Consider the following 19,459-nt stretch of genomic DNA (forward strand, 5'->3'; position numbering starts at 1 on the left):
GCTGGGCGCCGCCATGCGCAAGCTGGTACACATCTGTTTCGGTGTGGTGAAAAACCAGCAAGAATTCCAACCACAACTGCCGTAAAAGGCCGTTGTGGCCGGAATCGAGAGATGGTATCTACGAAGTGCGGAACCCGGTAGGAGGAGCTTCAGCCGCGACCCTCGGTAGTTGTTTCGAAGTTCGCGGCCTGTCGCCCGCAGAGCGGGCTGCTACGAAGTGCAGAACCCGGTAGGAGGGGCTTCAGCCGCGACCCTCGGTAGTTGTTTCGAAGTTCGTGGCCTGTCGCCCTCGGAGCGGGCTGCTACGAAGCCCCTTGTAGGGCGCCACCTGGGGCGCCAAACCTATAAACTACTGCCTTCGCACCGGACTCTCCGGCTTGAAGAACGACTTACCGCTTAAAGCTTGTCGCTTACAGCTCCGTTGTGCCGAAACTCATTCCGGCAGCGGCTCGCGAATCCCTTTTTCCAGGCACTGCTGCTGCGCCTGCTTGCGGAACCGCGCCCGGGTGCGACTGCCCTTGGGCTTGGTCATGTAATAGAGCAGTTTGCTGGCCTCATCCATCTCCAGACCGGCCGCCTCGGCCCAGGCCTGCATCCGCTCGATACGGGTGTTGTCCTGCTGGTCCGGCAAGCCCTTCTGCACCGGCTGATCCAGCTGCTCGCCATTGCGTACCCGTCGGCAGCAGATCTCGTAGTTGTAGCTGAAGGCCTTGAACATCCGCTCTTCCGGTTCGCTACGCAATTCGAACCAGCCGGTCTCACGACCGGCCTGGTAGACGGCGGCGTGGCTCCACTGGTGGCGGGTCGGTTCCAGCGCGAAGCGACAGGCTTCCTCATAGGCCCGGTGCGGTGAAGGCAGGCCAAAGTTACCCTGCTGCTCGCGCAGGATCGCCAGAAATTCGGATACGGTCGGCATCCAGGCCAACTGCTCCTTGCAGTGGTCGATCGCCGCCACCAGCTCGGCCTCGCCGTAACCACGCAGGCTCAGCGCCCACTCCCGCTTGGCGATGCGGATCTCGGCGTCACTTTCGAAACAGCTCTTGAACTTATGGCCGTAGATCGCCATGAAGCGCGCGAAGATCATATTGACCAGCGCTTTGGTCTCCATCGAAATACTGTCGGCGCGCGGCGCTTCAGCGCCCGGATCACCAGTCGGTGTCGCGGATGTCCATGATGGCTGCGGTAACCCGTTTGCGGTTTTCGCGAGAATCTCGGCGGGGGTTTTCATTGCTTGCACCTGCTTCGTTATCCTGGTTTCGTTGACGGGCTTCACGGGTCTGCTTGCGGATCCACTCGCGCTTCACCCAGGCCAGGAACTTCTGGTCCCAGTTGCTCTCCTTACGGTCTTTATTCGACCAGTAAAGCCGGAATTCGTCCAGCAACTCCTCGGCATATTCATTTGGAATACTGTGCCGCGGCAATAGTTCGAAAAAGGTGTTCGACGGCCGCCACTCCATATGCATCTCCTGCAACAGCTGGTTGCGTTCCTCATGCATCTGGAAGTTTTGATGCAGCTCGTCGACCGAGTTGATGGTGCCGCCCCGCTGCCAGCCGATACTGCCGCCAAAGGTGGGCGCCGGGCCACGCTGCTGCATCAGGTTGGCATGGTTGATATGGCGTCGCTGCACCCGACGCACCGGCGGCGGGGTATCGCGAACCGGCAGCTGGCGGAGCGGCTCCTGCCAGTTTTCCTGCGCGATCGGCTGGCGGGATACCGGCGGCATCTCCTGCACGGCGTCCGGCCAGGGCTCCTCCGCTACCGGCAGCTCTGCCGCCGGCGTCGGCAAGCTCTTCAGCACCACCTGGCCATCCTCCTGAAAACCGACCTCGACCTGGTCAAGGGCCACCAGCTCAGCGGTTACCGTCGCCAGTTGCTCTTCATCCCAGAACGGCATCAGGCCCAGCCACTGCTGCCGGCCCAATGACACTTGCAGGCCACCGTCCTCATCCGGTTGGCCCAGCATCGCCAGCAGGGAGTGGTAACGCTGTAACAGCAAGGCGCCCTCCAGGCCGAATTCGGCAATCTGGGAGGGGTATACCAATAGCGGTTGTTCAGGGCTGGATATCGCCATAGATCTGCTCTGGTTGTTAAGACAAAAAAGCCGCAACCGGGGGCTGCGGCTCTGTTTGGTTCATGCTGTGCTCAGCCGTCCTGAGCGAACTCTTCCACCGCCCGCAATACGTCGCAGCGGCTGATCTGGCCGACCAGCCTGCCGTGATGCACCACCGGCAAGCGGCGCCGGCCGCGCTCGATAAAGATCTTCGACACCGCAATGATATCGGCGTCATGCTCCACGGTTTCCACAGTGCGCGTCATGTAGTCGCCGACGACGCCGCCCATCTCCTCTTCATGGTAGGTCAGCGCCAGGATCGCCCGCAGGCAATCCAGTTCCGACAGAATACCGGCCAGCCGGCCCTGTTCATCAACCACCGGCGCACCGGAGATACGGTGTTCCTGCAGTAACCGGATCGCCGTGAACAGCTGGGTATCCGGCGTAAAGGTGACCAGGCTTTCGGTCATGTAATCCCTGGCTTTGACTGATCGCAACATGGCTATTCTCCTTGGCATCGAACGGAGCTGCCGGTGGGTCGAAGACCGCGTCCAGATCCGTTACGTCAAAACCAAGCGTAGTCCAGCCGGGATTGAAAACGCATTGATGTCAGTTAAACACCACCGTTTTATTGCCCTGCACCAGGATCTTGTCCTCCAGGTGCCAGCGCAGGCCGCGCGACAGTACGGTCTTCTCCACGTCACGCCCCAGCCGGACCATCTCTTCCGGCAGGTCGCGATGGCTGATGCGAATCACATCCTGATCGATGATCGGCCCGGCATCCAGTTCCTGGGTCACATAGTGACAGGTGGCGCCGATCAGCTTGACGCCGCGTTCATGCGCCTGGTGATAGGGCTTGGCACCGGCGAACGACGGCAGGAAGCTGTGGTGGATATTGATCACCCGGCGCTCGTACTCGGCGCAGATATCGGCCGGCAGGATCTGCATATAGCGCGCCAGCACCACCACATCGGCCTGGTGCTCGCGGATCAGCTCGCTGACCCGGTCGAAGTGCGGTTGCTTGTCGGCCGGGTCGACCGGTACATGGTAATACGGGATCTTGTGCCACTCGACCATGCTGCGCAGGTCGTCATGGTTGGAGATCACGCAGGGGATCTCGCAATCCAGTTCGCCTTCGTGGTAGCGGTACAGCAGATCCGCCAGGCAGTGCGCTTCGCGGCTGGCCATCAGCACCACCCGTTTCGGCTTGTTGGAATCGCTGATCTGCCAGCTCATGTTGAACGACTGGGCGATCGGCGAAAACGCCTCCTCCAGCTGCTCCAGGGTAAACGGCAGCGAGCCGGCACTGATCTCCACCCGCATGAAGAACCAGCCGGTGGTCGGGTCGGAGTGCTGGTTGGCATCGGCAATCGAACCGCCGTGGCTGGAGATGAAGTTACTGACCATTGCCACGATCCCCACCCGATCCGGGCAGGACAGTACTAGACGATACCGACGGTCCATGAAAGCGCTAACTCCCCAAGCAATTTCGCAAAGGGCGACATTTTATCAGCTTATTGGGGGGGAACAATGCAAATCAGCCGATGCCGTCGAACAGCGCATCGGTATGGGCCGCGCAGATAAAGTCATTCAGGTGCAGGCCGTTGATCTTATGGGTATACCAGACCACCTTGACCTGCCCCCAACCGGTGGTCAGTTCCGGATGGTGGCCCATCCGCTCGGCCAGCGCTCCGACCTCGTTGGTAAACGCCAGCGCGCTGACAAAATCGCGAAAATGGTAGAGCCGCTCCAGCCGCGCCACGCCGCCGGCCCGGTGGATCGCCCAGTCCGGAATCTGCGCCAATAACTCCTTGGCTTGCTTGTCGTCGACCTCCGGCGCACCGGCCCGGCAGGCCTCGCAATGAGACTTGATCAGCTCTGGCATAGCTTTATCTCCGTTGTCTGTCATCAGCATAGATCAGATTCGGGTACACTTTTGGCAAACGGACAATGCCAGACACCATGACCATCCAGACCATCGAACTGCCCGGCGGCAAGCTGACCTACTATCCCGAGTTTTTGGCAACCGAACAGGCCGACCGGTTACTCGATCAACTCGCCGCCGGGGTTGCCTGGCGCCAGGACCGCATCCGACTGTTCGGCAAGGAGCACCCGATCCCCCGGCTGCAGGCGTTCCAGGGCGAGCCCGGTCTGAGCTACCGCTACTCCAACCTGTGCTTGCAGAGCAGCCCCTGGCACCCCGCCCTGCCCCCCTTGCTCGACCGGCTGGCACAGCTGTGCGGCCAGCGTTTCAATTGCGTACTGCTGAACCTGTACCGCGACGGCCAGGACAGCATGGGCTGGCACAGCGACGACGAATCGGAACTGGGCGCCAATCCGCGGATCGCCTCGCTGAGCCTGGGCGCCAGTCGGCGCTTCCTGCTGCGCCACCGCAAGCACACCGAGCTCGACAAACAGGAACTGCTGCTCGAACACGGCTCGCTGCTGCTGATGGAGGGTGCGCTGCAACATAACTGGCAGCATTCGCTACCGCGCAGCCGCCGGGTCGGCCAGTGCCGGGTTAACCTCACCTTCCGCCATATCCTGCCGTCCACGACTGAATGAGCAACAATCGCTGTTAAACGGAAAATATGTGCTTAACTTAGAGGGCCTATCAATCAGGCTATCAGGAGCCAGCCCCACAGCTCTCTGATCGGAGCCAAGCGAATATAGTCGTTATGCAACAGGGACGATTGCCAGATGCAGCCGGATAAAGTCGACGCGTTTCGCCCGCACAGCCCGGCCGAGATGGATTGCATTTTGCGCCTGCAGCGCGAGATCCTGGAACATATCGCCGCCAACAAACCCGCCGATTTCTCTCTGGAACGGATCTGCCGCTTCCTTGAGCGGGCAGTGCCGGGGGCGATCAGCTCGATCATGTTGCAGGATCCACTGCACCAGTCGCTCGAAGTGGTCTGCGCGCCCAGCGTGCCGGAATCCCAGTGGCCAACCTACGCCCGGCTGATTCCCGACAATCACTGCGCCCGTTGCGACAGCTGCGACAACCAACCAATCCCGTTTCGCTGCCCGCTCGCCCGGCACCGCAACCACGCCAGCGACGCTTCTCTGGCGACAGACCCGCCACCGTCCAACTGGGCCTTTCCGATCTTCGCCGACGGCGACAATATGATCGGCTGCGTCTCGCTGACCGGCGACACCCCGCAATCGCCGGAGCCCTTTCACACCCGGCTGCTGGACGCCGCCGCCCACCTGGCCAGCATCGCGATTCGTCGCGAACAGATCCACCAGGCGCTGCGGGCCACCACCGTACGACTACAGCAGATCACCAACGCCCTGCCCGGCGTGGTATTCCAGTACCGCCAGGACAGCGATGGCCACTGCGGTTTCAGCTATCTGAGCCGACAGTCAGAAACCCTGCTCGGCCTGGATCGTACCAAATTGATCAACAGCTTTTCCGGCTTCTGGCAGCGCCTCCATCCGGATGACCGAGAACCGTTCAACCACAGCCTGCAGCGATCGCAACAACAGCAGTGCAGCTGGCAACTGGAATTCCGGCTGTTCGATGACCAAGGGGTTGAGCACTGGATTCAGGGCCGGGCACTACCGGAAGATGCCGCCCCCGATGGCAGCCAGGTCTGGAACGGCATTTTGCTCGACCTGACCGACAGCAAGGCCAACGAGCAGCGGCTGCACCTGGCGGCAACCGCTTTTGCCACTACCAGCGAGGGGATCCTGATCACCGATCCCGACAACCGGATCAGCGACGTCAACCTGGCCTGCTGCCGGCTATTCGGCTACCAGCGCGAAGAACTGATCGGCCAGACACCGGCATTGCTGAATGCCGGCCATCACGACGCTGCTTTTTTCGAGGCGCTATGGCAACACCTCGAGCAACACGACCACTGGCAGGGTGAAATATGGAACTGCCACAAGAACGGTGAAAAACACCCCTACAACCTCCATATCCGGGTGGTACGGGATGAGCACGGCCGGGTCAGCCACCGGGTGGCGGTCTATGCCGATATCGGCCACCTGCGGGCCTCCGAGGAACAGGTCCGCTACCTGACCGATCACGATCGACTGACCCAGTTGCCCAACCGCTCGCTGTTCAATCAGAACGTCGAGCTCTGGCTAAAGAATCAGTCCACACTGGCGGTGCTGATGCTGGACCTCGATCGCTTCAAGCATATCAACGACGCCCTCGGCCATACCGCAGGCGATCGCCTGCTGACCCAGGTTGGCAACCGACTGCAGCAACAACTGAGCCCGGTCGACCTGCTAGCGCGCATCGGCGGTGACGAGTTCGCAATCCTGCTGCCGATGGCGAAATCGGCGGCGGAGGCCGAACAGGTCGCCAGTCGGATCAACCTCGCCCTGAACCAGCCGTTCGACATCAGCGGCCAGCGCTACTTCACCACCGCATCGATCGGCATCGCCATCGCCCCGCAACACGGCAGTCACATGGAGACTCTGGTCAGGAACGCCGGCACGGCCCTGCATCACGCCAAGAAGCACGGCCGCGATACCAGCCAGCTGTACCGCAGCGAACTGACCGAACGGGTCAATAACTGGTTACGGATGGAACCGGAGTTGCGCCGGGCACTGGATCAGCAGCAGTTCGAGCTCTACTACCAACCACAGGTCGAGGCCGCCAGCGGCCGCATGATAGGCGCAGAGGCCCTGCTGCGCTGGTGCCATCCGACGCTTGGCGTGGTTTCACCCAACCAGTTCCTGCCGATCGCCGAAGAGATCGGCCTGATTCCGCGTATCGGCAACTGGGTTCTCAATAGCGCCTGCGCCCAGCTGGCCCGCTGGATCGAAGAGGGTTTGTCGCAATTCCGGCTGTCGATCAACCTGGCCGGCCCTCAGATCAGCCAGCCCGGTCTGGTGGAGCGAATGGCGCAGTTACTGCAGCAGTACCAGCTGCCACCACAGATGCTGGAGCTGGAGATCCTGGAGACCTTCGTGATGGAGAATGAAGCCCAGACCCTGGCGGTATTGGACGGGCTCTCTGAACTGGGTATCGAGTTGGCACTGGATGATTTCGGTACCGGCTACTCATCGCTGGCCTATCTGAAGAAGCTGCCGATCAGCAAGGTCAAGATCGACCAGTCGCTGGTGCACGATATCCCCAACGATCGCACCAGCACCGCGATCGCCAGTGCCACCGTAAAACTGGGCAAGAGTCTGCAGCTGAAAACCTGCGCCGAGGGGGTGGAGAACGCCGCCCAGCAGCAGTTCTTCCAACAACAACGCTGCGACCAACTACAGGGCTACCTGTTCAGCCAGCCGCTGACGGCCGATCAGCTACGGCAACAGTTGGTCGAATGTGGCCGGATTGCCGGTGAAGCCAGTCCGGCCCCGCCGACTCCCCGTTTCGATTCGTTTAGAGCAGACGCCCCCAGCTGGCCAGCCAGTCGGCTGCCGCCTCGTCGGCATCCGGCGTTTCGCAGGCGTCGATAAACAGTGTTTCGCCCACCGGCCTGGCCTGCAGATCGCGTAGCAGATCCGCCATAAGCCGTCCGGCTTCGGCAAAATCCGGGTAGCCGCTGTCACCCAACGCGATCACCCCGAAGCGGGCTTCCGGTATCAGCGGGAATCGATCCTGCAACTGGGTATACAGCGGCAGCAGGTTATCGGGCAGCTCTCCCTGGCCGGTAGTCGAGGTAATGACAAGGATCACGTCCAGCTCATCGTCCACCAGCTGTTCCAGCTGCGGATTGCTCAGCACACCGACCTGGTGCCCCATCTGCTGCAGCTGCAGCGCGCCGTCTTCCGCAATCTGCTGCGCGTTACCATATACCGAGCCAACCACCACCTTGATATTCGCCATCCAGTTCTCCGCCTCAATGCCATGGATAAACCGATATGGTAGAGAAATCGCGCGTGGATAAAAACCGACGCCGATCAGGGACAAGCTACAGCCGTGCTGCCGTTGCGGGTCTACAGCAGTTACCGGCAAAGTAGCGCCGGTACGCTAAAGTGATAGGAGGCGAAATAGCAGGAGGCAGCCATGGCCAGTCAAACGTTCAAATCACTTCTCAGCAGCTGGCAGGAGCACAACAGACAGTGCGATGAACTTACCGACACTCAGGTTCGATTGAGCAAGCATGACCTGGTCAAACTGGAGGCGCTGGCCGAAACCTTTCACCTCGATACCCAGACGGTGATCGCCAGCCTGCTGCACCAGGCAATCTTCGAGATCGAAGAGAAGATGCCCTACGTACAAGGCAGCAAGGTAATCCGTATCGAGGAGGGCGAAGAGATCTTCGAGGATATCGGCCCAACTCCGCGTTATTTGGCCGCGCAAAAAGATATCAGCCGAAAACACAACGGAAACGGCGAACCAGAATAGTAATTCTGTAATACAAAATCACTAACACAAAAACATGCGCCAAGATAAATCATCCAGAATTTTATCGTGCCACTTTAATGAGCAACTAATCATTTGACTACTCAATAAAAAACACCCGCCGTAGCGGGTGTTTTTCATTATGGTGCAGCAGCCTTTTATTCAGCTGTTTAATGCATCAGATCAGTGCATATGCAGGCCGCCGTTGACCGACATATCGGCGCCGGTGATATAACCGGATTCCTCTTCCGACAGGAAGGAGACCATACGACCGATCTCCTCCGGGGTGCCGAAACGGCCGACCGGGATAGTGCTGCAGATCTGCTGCTGGATCTCTTCGGCGATCTTGGCGACCATTGCGGTCTTGATATAGCCCGGCGATACGGTGTTGACAGTCACGCCCTTGCGCGCCACTTCCTGCGCAAGCGCCTTGGTAAAGCCGTGGATACCGGCTTTGGCGGCGGAGTAGTTACACTGACCGAACTGGCCTTTCTGGGCATTGACCGAGGAGATGTTGATCACCCGGCCCCAGCCTTTCTCGATCATCGGATTGATCACCAGGCGGGTCATGTGGAACATCGAATCCAGGTTGGCGGTCAGCACCTCGTCCCACTGTTCCCAGCTCATCTTCTTGAACTGGCCGTCACGGGTGATGCCCGCGTTATTGACCAGCACGTCGACGGTGCTGCCGGTCATCTCTTCCACCGTGCGGATGCAGGCGGCGCAGGACTCGCCATCGGTCACGTCGCCATAGGCAACCAGAATGTCATAGCCGTCCTTGCGCTGCTCCTCCTGCCAGGCCTTGGCCTTTTCATGATTACCACCGGCGTTGTAGCCCGCCACAACCCGAAAACCGCCATCGGCCAGCGAACGACAGATCGCGGTACCCAGACCACCCGTACCGCCGGTAACCAGTGCTACTTTCTGACTCATGCTTCACATCCCCTTTATATTATTTATAGAGCCGCAAACCTTTGTCTGTCGGCGATAAAATCCCTTTTCTGAATTCAATCATAACGTCAAACCCAGTACGAAATAACATGACTTTCGTTGTATAGGGATACCATATAACAGTGATGTGAAAAAGAGGTTACACGAAATAAAAAACTAAGCGACTTCAACCGTTTTTAAGCGAGCGATATGACGTCGCATCCAGTAGAATGCAATGCCGGCGATCAAGATGTTGGCAATTACCAGCCCGGCGAACATCCCCGTCAGGCCGAACAGCTGGCTGCCCAGCCAACCACAGGGCACGTAGAGCAGGAACAACCGGGTAGCGCTGATCCGCATCGCCCGCAGCGGCTGATGCAGGGCGTTGAAGGCGGATGCGGTCAGGAAGGTTACCGCCTGGCAACCGAAACCAACCGGCACCAGCAACAACCAGAGCGCCAGCAATTCCTGCACCCGCGGGTCGTCGCTGAACAGCGCCGTCAGAGGCTCGCCGGCAACCAGCAGCAACAGGTACACCACCAGCTGCCAACCCAGCGCAAAGCGCACCGCCCCCAGATAGGCCCGTTGCACCCGCTCCACCTGGCCGGCACCGAAGTTCTGACTGATAAAAGGCGGCAGGGTCATCGACAACGCCAGGCAGGCCAGCAGCGAGATCGACTCCAACCGGTTGCCGACCCCGAACGCCGCCACCGCCTCGGTGCCATGTACCGCCACCAGCGCGGTCAACACCGCATTGGCCACCGGCGTCATCATGTTGGACAGTGCCGCCGGCAGGCCAATCTTCATCACCTCGCGCCAGTGCCGCCAGATCCGCGCCGGCCGCAACGGTTGCAGCACCAGCATCTGCCGGCGGTGGTACAGCACGTGCAGGATCATCAGGGTGGTCAGCGCCCAGGCGATCAGGCTGGCGATCGCCGCACCCTCGATCCCCAGCGCCGGCACCGGCCCATAACCGAAGATCAGCAGCGGATCGAGCAGCAGATTAATGCCGGACGACAGCGCCATCAATTTGGCCGGGGTCTTGGTATCGCCGCTGGCCCGCATCGCACTGTTGCCAACCATGTTGACCACCAGGAACACCGATCCCAGGAACCAGATCGACATATAGCTATCGATCAATGGCAGCAGCCGGGCGTCGGCCCCCATCAGACTGAAGACCGGCTCGATCAGCAATTTCGCCAGCAACGAGATCAGCACCACCGTCACCGCGGTCATCAACAGGTTGTCGGTCGCCAGCGCCCCCGCCTCCGCCTGCCGCCCGGCACCGATCAGCTTGGCCAGGATAGCCGAGGTGCCGATACCGAAACCGATCGCCAGGCTGACGATGGAGAACGACACCGGAAAGGTGAAACCCAGCGCTGCCAGCGGATCGATCCCCAACTGGCCGACAAAATAGACATCGGCCAGGTTGAACAGCATCAAGCTGACGATGCCGAACATCATCGGCACCGTCATACGGGTCAGGGTTGGACGGATCTCGTCCTTAAGCAGATCGGGTTTGCTGGCCATGGGGAAAGTCTGTATTGAGGTGCTGCCATGCTAACGCGTTCCCATACGACTACAAGGGATGTTTGCGGGACGCTCTGTTGCAGTGGACAAGGCGGTATCAAAAAGAAAAAAGCCCGGACAGGGTCCGGGCAAACTCTACTCAAGCTTTGGGCACCTGAACAGACGAACTCTCTGATAAGCGCATACTTGCTTGTTAACGACCGGAAGCACGCATGTTCTGTACGGTGAACTTGCTGGCCGGGCTCAGGCTGGGATCCACCAGCCCCTTGAACTGCCCGGTGGTGCAGTGCTGGGCCTGGGTATCGATCATGCTGAAGGAGTCATCGATCGATACGCCGGTGCCCTTGTTGGCCGGCAGGTGGTGGTCCGGGTGCGCCTGACCGATGGTCCAGGCTTTCCACAGATCGCCCTTGCGGTCGTAGGTATTGGTACGCGGGATGGTGAAGGTCTGCGCATCCATGTAGTGCACCCGCTTGCTGATCGGGTGGTTCGGGTCGACCGGCACCGCTTCCACTTCGTACACCTTACGCAGCTGCCAGCTGACCTGCGGGAAGCAGCCGCCCTTGCCGCCGAACGCAACCACCTGATAACCGTCCTCATCCTGGTGGGTTTCGCTGTCCAGCGCCATCTCGTTGTGGTTGTACATCGGCAGCAGCATGCTCTTGGCGCCCTTGAAGGTCCACTTCATGTCACTGATACGACCGTTATAGCCCTCGAAATCCTCGATCATGATATCGGAGCCGAGGAAGGCATCGGTCACCTGCCCTGTCGACAGGCGGCGTACACGGCGCTGGAAGCCGAGGTACAGGTAGGCGTTATCCCGCTTCAGATCGTCCTCGTAACGGTGAATCAACAGCTGAGTGTTCTTCACGTCAAACGGTTCGACCACCTGAACGTAGGTGCCACGGAACAGGTTGGACGGGTTGGGCGTGATCGCCGGTACCGGCGCCTGTTGGGTACGGTGGGTGAAGTTCAGGAAGTGGAAATTGAACTTCAGCGTGCGCTCGACCTTGCTGTTGTTCATGTTGCGGAACTTCCAATAGAACGGCGAGATGGCGGCGGAATCGCCCCAGTTGTAGCCGTACTTGAAGTTCCAGGCCAGCTTCTCGCCCGCCCGCGGATCATCCAGCGAGGGCTCCTCGACAAACGGACGACCGGCGTCAGCCCCTTCAATCTCACCCACCTTGGCGCCCAGTTTGACCTTGCCCAGACGTTCCTTGGTCGCATCGATATAGCTGGCGTGAAGGTCGAAGGAGGTGGTATCGCCCACGTTGATCTCATAGTCACCGGCCTTGACGAACTCAAGCATCGCCGGGTCCAGCACATCCTTGGCCTTCTGCCAGTTATCCTTGTTGATCACCATGCCCGGCTGGATACCCTCAACCTGCGGTTTACCGCTCTTGTAGGGATAGAAGGAGTTCTCCAGATCCTGCAGGGTGGCCGCCACGGCCGGGGTTGCCATACCAGCGGCAACAATCAGGCTTAATGCACTCATTTTCAGCATTTTTGATCACCTTTCTTATTTTCTTGTAGTTAGAAGCTGTAACGGACAGTCAGTTGAATCTCATCTTCCTGATTGGCAACGCCGATCGGACCGTTGCTAAAGCGAGCCAGCGGCTCGTAATCGTTGGGAGTGGCACCTGCACCGTTGTTGACACTCCAGTCGAAGGTTTCGTCGCCACCGGTCTTGAAGTTGGCCCCCAGGGTCAGCTTCCAGTTGTCGGTCGGCAGCCACTCCACGGACGGCGCGATGGCGGTGGCGCCGGCGCGGAAATCATGCGCGACGATAAGCTGCGGGCTCAGACGGTCGCTCATCCACCAGCCTTTAACCAGCAGGGTACCGATCCAGTTGTCCTCGAAATCCGGCATATCGGTTTCATAATCGAGGATGTGCTGACCGAACAGCTGGGCCGAGATCAGGAATGCACGCGTCTCGTTCAGTGCCGGGATCAACTGGTTCTTGTCGAAACCGATCACGTAACGCAGCATGTCGGTTTCCTTATGCCCATCGGTATCGCGCGGCAGCTCTTCGCCGTGGGTATAGGTGGTCTCCAGCCGCCAGACCGCATCCATCGCCTGCGAGTAGTAATCGATGGAGCCGCCGACCAGGTTCACCCTCGGGAACTTGATGTCGAACACGCCATCGGTCGCCGGGATCGGCAGCCCCGGCGCCAGAGGACGGAAATGCAGCGACGGCAGCTGCTGGCGGTAGTGCAGCGCGTTCAGGGAGAAGGTCAGGTCGCCGTAGACCCCTTCCCACTTGACCCCCAGTTGGGTGTTGTCCAGCGCCCAATCCGGATCTTCCACATCGTGGATGATCGGCACCGCCGAGCCATAGGGGTTGGCACCGCCCGGGAAGGCCGCGCCCGGCAGCAGGTTCAGGTTCATCGAAGAGCTGAAGAAACAGCCGGCATCCAGGATGCGATAAGCCTGGCCACAGGTACCCAGGTTGCTGGGCCGGAACTTGTCGAAGTTCCAGACCACCGCCAGGTTGGAGTCGTCGAAGGTGCCGGTCGGCCCCATACGCCACTCCGCCTGGGCGATCCACTGCGGAATACGGATATCTTCCAGTTCGTCGTAGATGCTGTGGCGCGAGTAATCGACCGGGTTGATCACGTCCAGTACGCGGAACAGGTCGGTACGGCCCCAGACCACCTGCTGCTTACCGATGCGGAATGACAGTTGGTCGCCGTTGTCCAGGTTACGGGTGGCATCGATATAGAACTCGCGCAGGAAATCCAGTTCATCGTTGAAATCCGGGAAGCGCGCATCATCCTCGTCATGATCCATGTAACCATCGAGGTTGTTGCACAGGGTTGGATCGTTATCACAGGGGAACGGCACGCCGGCAGACAGGAAGGGGCCACCGGTTGCGCTACCCTGCGGATGCCAGTTGGAGCCCAGGTAGGGCTCGGTGGCATCTTTGCCGAACTCGTCGTCATTAAGGTCGTAGACACCGTCATAGGTGGCGCGCAGCACACCGTTCAGCGTTACATCGGTCCAGGCACCGGAGGATTCCAGCGGCTTCAGAAACTCCGCCTGGGCGGTGTTGCGGAATTTTGAAATGCCCCGCCCCTCGCGGTAATAGGTGGCATTCTCGACGAAACCGGCCCACTGGGTCTCGGCGGCGCTCACCGTCGCAGCCTGTGACATGCCGATTGCCACGACCACCCCCGCGGCCAGCTTGTTAAAAGACATTGTTATTTTTTTTGTCATCGTTGGTTGTCCCCTCAGGCTTTAACTTCTCAACACACATTCGTCCACGGACGCGTCATGGTGAATGACACCATCCTCGTCCTCGTAGGCCTCACAGATGAATTTCGGCTTGAACACCAGCACCCAGCTCGGCACCAGCAGCATCGCGGCGGCACCGTTCAGCAGCACCATCACGATCAGCAGCAGGGCGGCATCGGACTGGAAGCGCAGGTCGGACAGGGCCACCCACATCACGATGCCGGCAATCAGGGTGATAGCGGTAAAGCTGATCGCCAGACCGGTGGTGCTGATGGCGCGCTTCACCGCTGCTTTGAGATCCCGCAGCAGCACCATCTCGGCGCGGATACGGTCCATCATGTAGATCGAGTAGTCGATGCCGACACCGACGCCGACGGCGATGATCGGCACCGTATTGATATTGATCCCCATCTGGCTGATACCCATGTAGGCATAGGTCAGCGTGGTGGCGAACAGCATCGCCATGAACATCATCGCGCCGGCCATCAGCGACTGGTAGAAGAACATCACCATCGCGAAGATCAGCAGGAACACCAGCGGCAAGACCCAGAGGTTGGTCTCATAGGCTGCCTCGTTCATCGACGCGGTGACACCGATGGTGCCGCCGGCCAGGCGGATGGTCAGACCCTCGACCTCGTTGCCGTGTTCGGCGATCCACTGCTTGGCGGTGTGGATAGCGCGACGGATCGTCTCGCCCTGATGGTCCTTGTAGTAGAAAACCAGGTTGGCGACACGCTCATCGGTATCGACAAACTCCTTCAGCGCGCCAGGGATCGGGCTGGACATCATGTAGGTGAACATCAGGCCGCCGACGTACATCTCATCGTTCGGGATCTGCGCCCAGCGCGGATCATCGTTGTGCAGCAGGCGGTTGACCTGCTTGACCAGGTCGGGAATCCCCTTGGCGCCGCCAACATCCGGGTCGAGCAGCATATGACGCTGCAGGTCGGCCAGCGCACGCAGCACCTCCGGCCGCTTGATACCGCCCTTGTCGACCGTTTCAGCAACGATGTACATCTCTTCGGAGCCCGGGAAGCTGTCGTTTACCGCCTTGGAGCTGATGTTGTAATCATGATCCTGGTAGAGGATCGGACTGCCCGGCTCCGATTCGCCGATCACCACCTTGGAACTGAAGTACCAGCCGCCGACCAGCAGCAGCGCACCGATCAACAGCGCGTTCTTTGCCGCCCGCTCGCCGCTGACGATATTGGCGCAGGCATAACCGACGTTACGGAAGACGTTGTGTTTGATAGCGTGCTTTTTCGGCTTCGGCAGAATCGACAGCAGCAGCGGCACCGCCAGCAGCACGGTAATGATGATGCTCAGCGCCCAGAGCGAGGCGTAGTGGGCCAGTTTGGTGTTCAGCGGAATGGAACCGATGGCGATCAGCAACAGGCCGATGGCGTCGGACACCACACCCAGACTGCCGGGCCGGAACAGGCTTTCGAAAGTGGTCTGGGCCGCCCGGTGATGGTCGGCATGGTCGTTCAGCTCCAGGTAGTAGCGCTCGACGATCTGGATACCGTGCGACATCGCGCGGGCCGAGATCAGGAACGGGATCACCAGGCCGAGCGGGTCGAGGTTATAGCCGAACAGTGAGATGATTCCGATCCCCCAGATCGACGACACGATCACCGCCGCCAGCGGAATCAATACCCCGTAGGCCTTGCGGAAATAGAAGATCAGCAGCGCCAGCATGATCAGCGCGGTGAACAGGAAGATCTCGATGATCTGATCCAGGTACTGGTAGGCCCAGCCCACCAGCATCGGCTGGCCGGTAACGTGGATCCGGATACCATCCACGCTTTCGGTGGCGCGCATCTGCTGGATCTCGTCGAAGGTCTTCTGGTAATCGAGCTGGCCCTCGTTGAGCTGCGCCTTGACCAGCGCCATCTTGAAGTCCGGGCTCACCAGCGGGCCGTACACCCGCGGATCAGCGACCACGTCGCTGCGCATCTGTTCCAGCGCGGCGGCATCCATCTCGCCACCCTGCGGGTCGTAATAGGATTCGGAGTTGACGTTGCCTTCCGGGGTCATCCACACCTTACGCGAGTTGCGATGGGTCAGGCTGGCCACCAGGTTGTGGTTGATGCCGGGCAGGCTATCCACCGCCATGGTGATACGGTGAATCTTCTCCAGCGCCTGGTTGGTGAAGATGGTGCCCTGCTCCACCTCGACCCCGACGATGATCACGTTGGCGCCACCGAAGGACTCCTTGATCTCGTTATGCAACTCGATATAGGGATGGCTCTGCGGCAACAGGTCGGCGAAGTCGGAATACATCTTCACGCCCGGTATTTGATAGGCGAAGAACAGGGTTACCGCCAGAATCAGGCTCAGGATGATTTTCGGATGCCGGAACACGGATTCATCCAGACTGTGTAAAAAGTGCGTCGCCTTGTGGGCGTCTGGGGATCTCTTATCCATAATGCGTTGGGCCTGTTTCTTGTTATTTGATGACTACGGTAAAGAGCGCGCCCCAGCCGCCGGCGACCAGCAGCTGATTGTCATTGAGCGCTTCACCGTCGCGCAGGTAGACCGGAATATTGGGCGTGGCGATACGGCGCCAGCTGTCGCCGTTCAATTCCAGCACAGTGCCGTGATCACCCAGTGCAAACAGACGATCACCGGACTTGTGGAAGCCGTAGAGGGGGGATTCGGTAGGGGTTACCTGGGCCTGCCAGCTCAGACCGCCATCCTCGGTATGCAGAATGGTGCCGCTAAGACCTGCCGCCCAGCCCTGAGCGGCATTAGTGAAATGGACACCCTGCGGATAGAAATCATCAGGCATGTACTCGGACGGCTGCCAGTTGCGGCCGCCGTCCCTGCTTTTAGCCACCAGCCCGAATTCGCCGGAAACCACCACCTGATCGCCGTCCAGGAACTGGATTGCGGTCAGCATGGCATCTTCGTTGAGGCTGTTTTGATTCCAGCTGACGCCTTTATCGGCGCTGCCCAGAATGGTGGAGAAACTGCCTACCACCCACAGACCGTTGTCCGGGGCGCAGGTCAGTGCCAGCACATCTTCTTCGGTCGGCAGTTCTACGGCTTGCCAGTGAAGTCCTTTTGCATCGCTGGTCCAAACCTGACGTTCCATGCTCAATGCCGCAAAGCTTTGATCCGGGCAGACCACCAGGTCGATCAACGCCGGCTGTCCCGGCAACACCATGCGCTGCCAGTCAGCCGCGTTTCGGTCTTTGGTCAGCACCAAACCATCGCCACCGACAGCCACCAGCGTGCTGTCATTGGCGGCCAACGCCTGGAACTGATCGGTACGGCGTATAGATTTGGCCTGCTCCTGTTCGACCCCCTCGAGATTCAGCGGTGCCTCACAGCCACTGAGCAATACCGGCAGGGCGGCTGCAGCAAGAACTCCTGATACACGTTTTACAAATGAAGACTGAGGAGAAACCGCCGCGGGGGTAGTTTCAGCCTCGATGCGCTTTCTTGTAGTTATTGACGTCATCGCTCTACTTCACCAACTGTCATGAAAATCGGTGCACATGCACCTGGCATGGCGGTTAGAGCAACGGCTGTGCCAGAGCTGAAAACCGGCGCTGAAAACAGCCTGACGAATATCTATTAGCGTTTGTTTTTAAAGGGTTTTATTTTTATCCGCGGGTGCTTGATCAAGCCGGTCGACAGCGATTCTCGATATTCGCTGGCAGTCGGCATTTGATGAAAAGATCACTAATTCATCACCTACTCAATGCAGGGTTAAGCAAATCATCAACTGGCCACGGGGTCTCGTTAAGTCGGCCTCACCAAAGAACCCGATCGGGTAAAACAGAGCCCTTTCCGCCACCTAATCCATACTTAGAAAAGCCTCGCTCCGACGGTTTCAGGAATGGTTTTATCAGGGGACAGCTATGCAGCAGGTAGACAGTGGTCTTTTGCTGGGTGAACTCGGCATCGACTATTTCAAGGGCGCCTCAACGCTGGGCGCCCTATCCGACCAGGCGATCGAAGCACTGCTGGCCAAAGGCCGGGTCTACGCGTTGAGCGAGGGCGAGACGCTGTTCGAAGCCGGCAGCCGGGGGGATGCCTTCTTCGTCCTCCTGAAAGGCTCGGTATCCTACTACCACCAGCTGGACGATCGCTGCGAACATATCCGCGACTTTCAATTTGGCGAGCAGATCGGCTTCGTCAGCATGGTGGCCCTACAGCCTAGACCGGGTAAGGCAATTGCCACCTGTGACAGCTACGCGCTGGAGGTGAGCAACGAGCTGTTTTACGCCCTGCATTGCGATATGCCGTTGGACTTCGGCCTTCTATTAATGAACCTGTCGCGCGAGATGGCGCGCAGTATCGTCACTCTCAACACGACCTTGGCGGATATGAAAAAAGAGCGCGGCAGTGACAGTGGATAATACGCTGGCTAACCCCAGGGCGGATGGGGGGTGAATTTCTTCATCAGGAAATCCACCAGCACCCTGACCTTGGCCGGCAGGTGCTTGCGGTGAGGATAGACGGCATGGATCAGCTGTTTTTCGATACCGTAGTCGGTCAGCAGCGGCACCAGCCGACCGGATTCGATATCCTTGCCGACCATGAAGCCGGACAGCCGGGCAATGCCGCCACCGATCAACGCGTATTCGTGCAGGGCATCCACATTGTCGGTCACAAAGCGCCCCTTCACCTCGATCAGCTCCACCTCCTGCTCGCTGCTGAACTGCCACTGGTTGAAGGCTTCGCTGGTCGATAACCGCAGGCAGTCATGGTCCAACAGCTGCGCCGGCGTCGCTGGCGTGCCCCTGGCCGCCAGGTAATCCGGGCTGGCACAGACCACCCGCCGGCTCTCACCCAGCTTCCTGCCGACCAGGCTGGTATCCTTCAGCGGCCCCAAGCGGATCGCCATATCCACCCCCTCGCCGATCAGGTCCACCGATTGGCCGGTCAACTGGAACTCCACCGACAGTTGTGGGTACAGCGCCTGAAACTCCGGTATCAACGGCAACAACTGGTGCTTGGCAAAGCCCGGTGTACTGTTGATGCGCAGTGTACCGGTCGGCAGCTGGCCGAAGCCGGTCAGCGAGTCTTCGGCGTCCTCGATGTCGGCCAGTATTTCCAGACAGCGGTCGAAATACACCTGCCCCCCTTCGGTCATGCTCAGGGTCCGGGTGGTGCGGTTCAGCAGCCGCACGCCCAGCCGGGCTTCCAGCCGGGATACCAACTTGCTGACCGCCGAGGGCGACAGGTCGAGCTGGCGCCCGGCAGCGGAAAAGCTGCCACGCTTCACCGACTCCACGAACACCTGCATCTCGGTCCACTTATCCAAGCTTTGCCTCTCCACCTATGAACTGAGTTCATAGATCCTGTGACTGTTTTGATATTTATCGAAAAATAGCACAGGGAGTAGGCTAACAACCAATCGCTTTGTCACGGCATTTTTGCCACTGCA

Annotated in this window: 17 protein-coding genes; 4 read left to right on the forward strand and 13 right to left on the reverse strand. The window is 59.6% G+C overall.

The window, feature by feature from the left end:
- Positions 1-433: 433 nt before the first annotated feature.
- From K6T12_RS08645 to K6T12_RS08665, 5 genes are all read right to left on the reverse strand, one after another.
- Positions 434-1,108 (reverse strand): replication protein P, encoded by a 675-nt coding sequence (locus K6T12_RS08645; RefSeq protein ID WP_255611638.1) that lies wholly within the window; start codon positions 1,106-1,108, stop codon positions 434-436.
- Positions 1,109-1,145: 37 nt separating this feature from the next.
- On the reverse strand, positions 1,146-2,072 hold the full coding sequence (locus K6T12_RS08650) for a DnaT-like ssDNA-binding domain-containing protein (RefSeq protein WP_222221473.1): 927 nt from the start codon (positions 2,070-2,072) through the stop codon (positions 1,146-1,148).
- 71 nt (positions 2,073-2,143) lie between these two features.
- Positions 2,144-2,551 (reverse strand): CBS domain-containing protein, encoded by a 408-nt coding sequence (locus K6T12_RS08655; RefSeq protein WP_222221476.1) that lies wholly within the window; start codon positions 2,549-2,551, stop codon positions 2,144-2,146.
- Positions 2,552-2,660: 109 nt separating this feature from the next.
- On the reverse strand, positions 2,661-3,515 hold the full coding sequence (purU, locus tag K6T12_RS08660) for a formyltetrahydrofolate deformylase (RefSeq protein ID WP_222221478.1): 855 nt from the start codon (positions 3,513-3,515) through the stop codon (positions 2,661-2,663).
- A gap of 73 nt (positions 3,516-3,588) precedes the next feature.
- Complete coding sequence (locus K6T12_RS08665; protein ID WP_222221480.1) at positions 3,589-3,936, reverse strand: 4a-hydroxytetrahydrobiopterin dehydratase; 348 nt, start codon at positions 3,934-3,936, stop codon at positions 3,589-3,591.
- Positions 3,937-4,001: 65 nt separating this feature from the next.
- Here K6T12_RS08665 and K6T12_RS08670 point away from each other — a divergent pair, with 65 nt between their 5' ends.
- Positions 4,002-4,616, forward strand: a complete 615-nt coding sequence (locus tag K6T12_RS08670) for an alpha-ketoglutarate-dependent dioxygenase AlkB family protein (RefSeq protein WP_255611639.1) — start codon at positions 4,002-4,004, stop codon at positions 4,614-4,616.
- 135 nt (positions 4,617-4,751) lie between these two features.
- Positions 4,752-7,475: a putative bifunctional diguanylate cyclase/phosphodiesterase gene (locus K6T12_RS08675; RefSeq protein WP_222221482.1), complete on the forward strand. Its 2,724-nt coding sequence runs from the start codon at positions 4,752-4,754 to the stop codon at positions 7,473-7,475.
- Here the strand turns inward: K6T12_RS08675 and K6T12_RS08680 are convergent.
- The gene (locus K6T12_RS08680) at positions 7,399-7,845 is read right to left on the reverse strand and encodes a flavodoxin (protein WP_222221484.1); all 447 of its coding nucleotides are present in this window, start codon (positions 7,843-7,845) and stop codon (positions 7,399-7,401) included. The two genes, K6T12_RS08675 and K6T12_RS08680, sit on opposite strands and share 77 nt — an antisense overlap.
- Positions 7,846-8,025: 180 nt before the next feature.
- Here K6T12_RS08680 and K6T12_RS08685 point away from each other — a divergent pair, with 180 nt between their 5' ends.
- On the forward strand, positions 8,026-8,367 hold the full coding sequence (locus K6T12_RS08685) for a hypothetical protein (RefSeq protein WP_222221486.1): 342 nt from the start codon (positions 8,026-8,028) through the stop codon (positions 8,365-8,367).
- Between the two features lie 180 nt (positions 8,368-8,547).
- Here the strand turns inward: K6T12_RS08685 and phbB are convergent, their stop codons facing one another.
- From phbB to K6T12_RS08715, 6 genes are all read right to left on the reverse strand, one after another.
- Positions 8,548-9,297 (reverse strand): acetoacetyl-CoA reductase, encoded by a 750-nt coding sequence (gene phbB / locus K6T12_RS08690; RefSeq protein ID WP_222221488.1) that lies wholly within the window; start codon positions 9,295-9,297, stop codon positions 8,548-8,550.
- A gap of 174 nt (positions 9,298-9,471) precedes the next feature.
- Entirely contained in the window at positions 9,472-10,824 is a 1,353-nt protein-coding gene (locus K6T12_RS08695; protein WP_255611640.1) for an MATE family efflux transporter, read from the reverse strand.
- Positions 10,825-11,017: 193 nt separating this feature from the next.
- Positions 11,018-12,328 (reverse strand): DUF1329 domain-containing protein, encoded by a 1,311-nt coding sequence (locus tag K6T12_RS08700; protein WP_222221490.1) that lies wholly within the window; start codon positions 12,326-12,328, stop codon positions 11,018-11,020.
- Positions 12,329-12,357: 29 nt separating this feature from the next.
- Entirely contained in the window at positions 12,358-14,022 is a 1,665-nt protein-coding gene (locus tag K6T12_RS08705; protein WP_255611641.1) for a DUF1302 domain-containing protein, read from the reverse strand.
- Positions 14,023-14,061: 39 nt separating this feature from the next.
- Positions 14,062-16,485 carry an efflux RND transporter permease subunit gene (locus K6T12_RS08710; RefSeq protein WP_222221494.1) on the reverse strand — a complete coding sequence of 808 codons (2,424 nt, stop codon included), beginning with the start codon at positions 16,483-16,485 and terminating at the stop codon, positions 14,062-14,064.
- Between the two features lie 22 nt (positions 16,486-16,507).
- Positions 16,508-17,404 carry a WD40/YVTN/BNR-like repeat-containing protein gene (locus K6T12_RS08715; RefSeq protein ID WP_255611642.1) on the reverse strand — a complete coding sequence of 299 codons (897 nt, stop codon included), beginning with the start codon at positions 17,402-17,404 and terminating at the stop codon, positions 16,508-16,510.
- A 523-nt stretch (positions 17,405-17,927) separates the two neighbouring features.
- Here K6T12_RS08715 and K6T12_RS08720 point away from each other — a divergent pair.
- Positions 17,928-18,428 (forward strand): Crp/Fnr family transcriptional regulator, encoded by a 501-nt coding sequence (locus K6T12_RS08720; protein ID WP_222221498.1) that lies wholly within the window; start codon positions 17,928-17,930, stop codon positions 18,426-18,428.
- An 8-nt stretch (positions 18,429-18,436) separates the two neighbouring features.
- Here the strand turns inward: K6T12_RS08720 and K6T12_RS08725 are convergent, their stop codons facing one another.
- Positions 18,437-19,336 (reverse strand): LysR family transcriptional regulator, encoded by a 900-nt coding sequence (locus tag K6T12_RS08725; RefSeq protein WP_222221500.1) that lies wholly within the window; start codon positions 19,334-19,336, stop codon positions 18,437-18,439.
- Between the last annotated feature and the right edge of the window lie 123 nt (positions 19,337-19,459).

Source organism: Marinobacterium arenosum (genome assembly GCF_019795155.1).
GTDB lineage: Bacteria > Pseudomonadota > Gammaproteobacteria > Pseudomonadales > Balneatricaceae > Marinobacterium_C > Marinobacterium_C arenosum.

Bases quoted from the DNA above. Each gene is read 5' to 3' on its own strand.
- K6T12_RS08720 (WP_222221498.1), top strand. From the start codon at position 17,928: ATGCAGCAGGTAGACAGTGGTCTTTTGCTGGGTGAACTCGGCATCGAC.
- purU (WP_222221478.1), bottom strand. From the start codon at position 3,515: ATGGACCGTCGGTATCGTCTAGTACTGTCCTGCCCGGATCGGGTGGGG.
- K6T12_RS08700 (WP_222221490.1), bottom strand. From the start codon at position 12,328: ATGCTGAAAATGAGTGCATTAAGCCTGATTGTTGCCGCTGGTATGGCA.
- phbB (WP_222221488.1), bottom strand. From the start codon at position 9,297: ATGAGTCAGAAAGTAGCACTGGTTACCGGCGGTACGGGTGGTCTGGGT.
- K6T12_RS08645 (WP_255611638.1), bottom strand. From the start codon at position 1,108: ATGGAGACCAAAGCGCTGGTCAATATGATCTTCGCGCGCTTCATGGCG.
- K6T12_RS08655 (WP_222221476.1), bottom strand. From the start codon at position 2,551: ATGTTGCGATCAGTCAAAGCCAGGGATTACATGACCGAAAGCCTGGTC.
- K6T12_RS08670 (WP_255611639.1), top strand. From the start codon at position 4,002: ATGCCAGACACCATGACCATCCAGACCATCGAACTGCCCGGCGGCAAG.
- K6T12_RS08680 (WP_222221484.1), bottom strand. From the start codon at position 7,845: ATGGCGAATATCAAGGTGGTGGTTGGCTCGGTATATGGTAACGCGCAG.
- K6T12_RS08705 (WP_255611641.1), bottom strand. From the start codon at position 14,022: ATGTCTTTTAACAAGCTGGCCGCGGGGGTGGTCGTGGCAATCGGCATG.
- K6T12_RS08650 (WP_222221473.1), bottom strand. From the start codon at position 2,072: ATGGCGATATCCAGCCCTGAACAACCGCTATTGGTATACCCCTCCCAG.
- K6T12_RS08695 (WP_255611640.1), bottom strand. From the start codon at position 10,824: ATGGCCAGCAAACCCGATCTGCTTAAGGACGAGATCCGTCCAACCCTG.
- K6T12_RS08665 (WP_222221480.1), bottom strand. From the start codon at position 3,936: ATGCCAGAGCTGATCAAGTCTCATTGCGAGGCCTGCCGGGCCGGTGCG.
- K6T12_RS08685 (WP_222221486.1), top strand. From the start codon at position 8,026: ATGGCCAGTCAAACGTTCAAATCACTTCTCAGCAGCTGGCAGGAGCAC.
- K6T12_RS08675 (WP_222221482.1), top strand. From the start codon at position 4,752: ATGCAGCCGGATAAAGTCGACGCGTTTCGCCCGCACAGCCCGGCCGAG.
- K6T12_RS08710 (WP_222221494.1), bottom strand. From the start codon at position 16,485: ATGGATAAGAGATCCCCAGACGCCCACAAGGCGACGCACTTTTTACAC.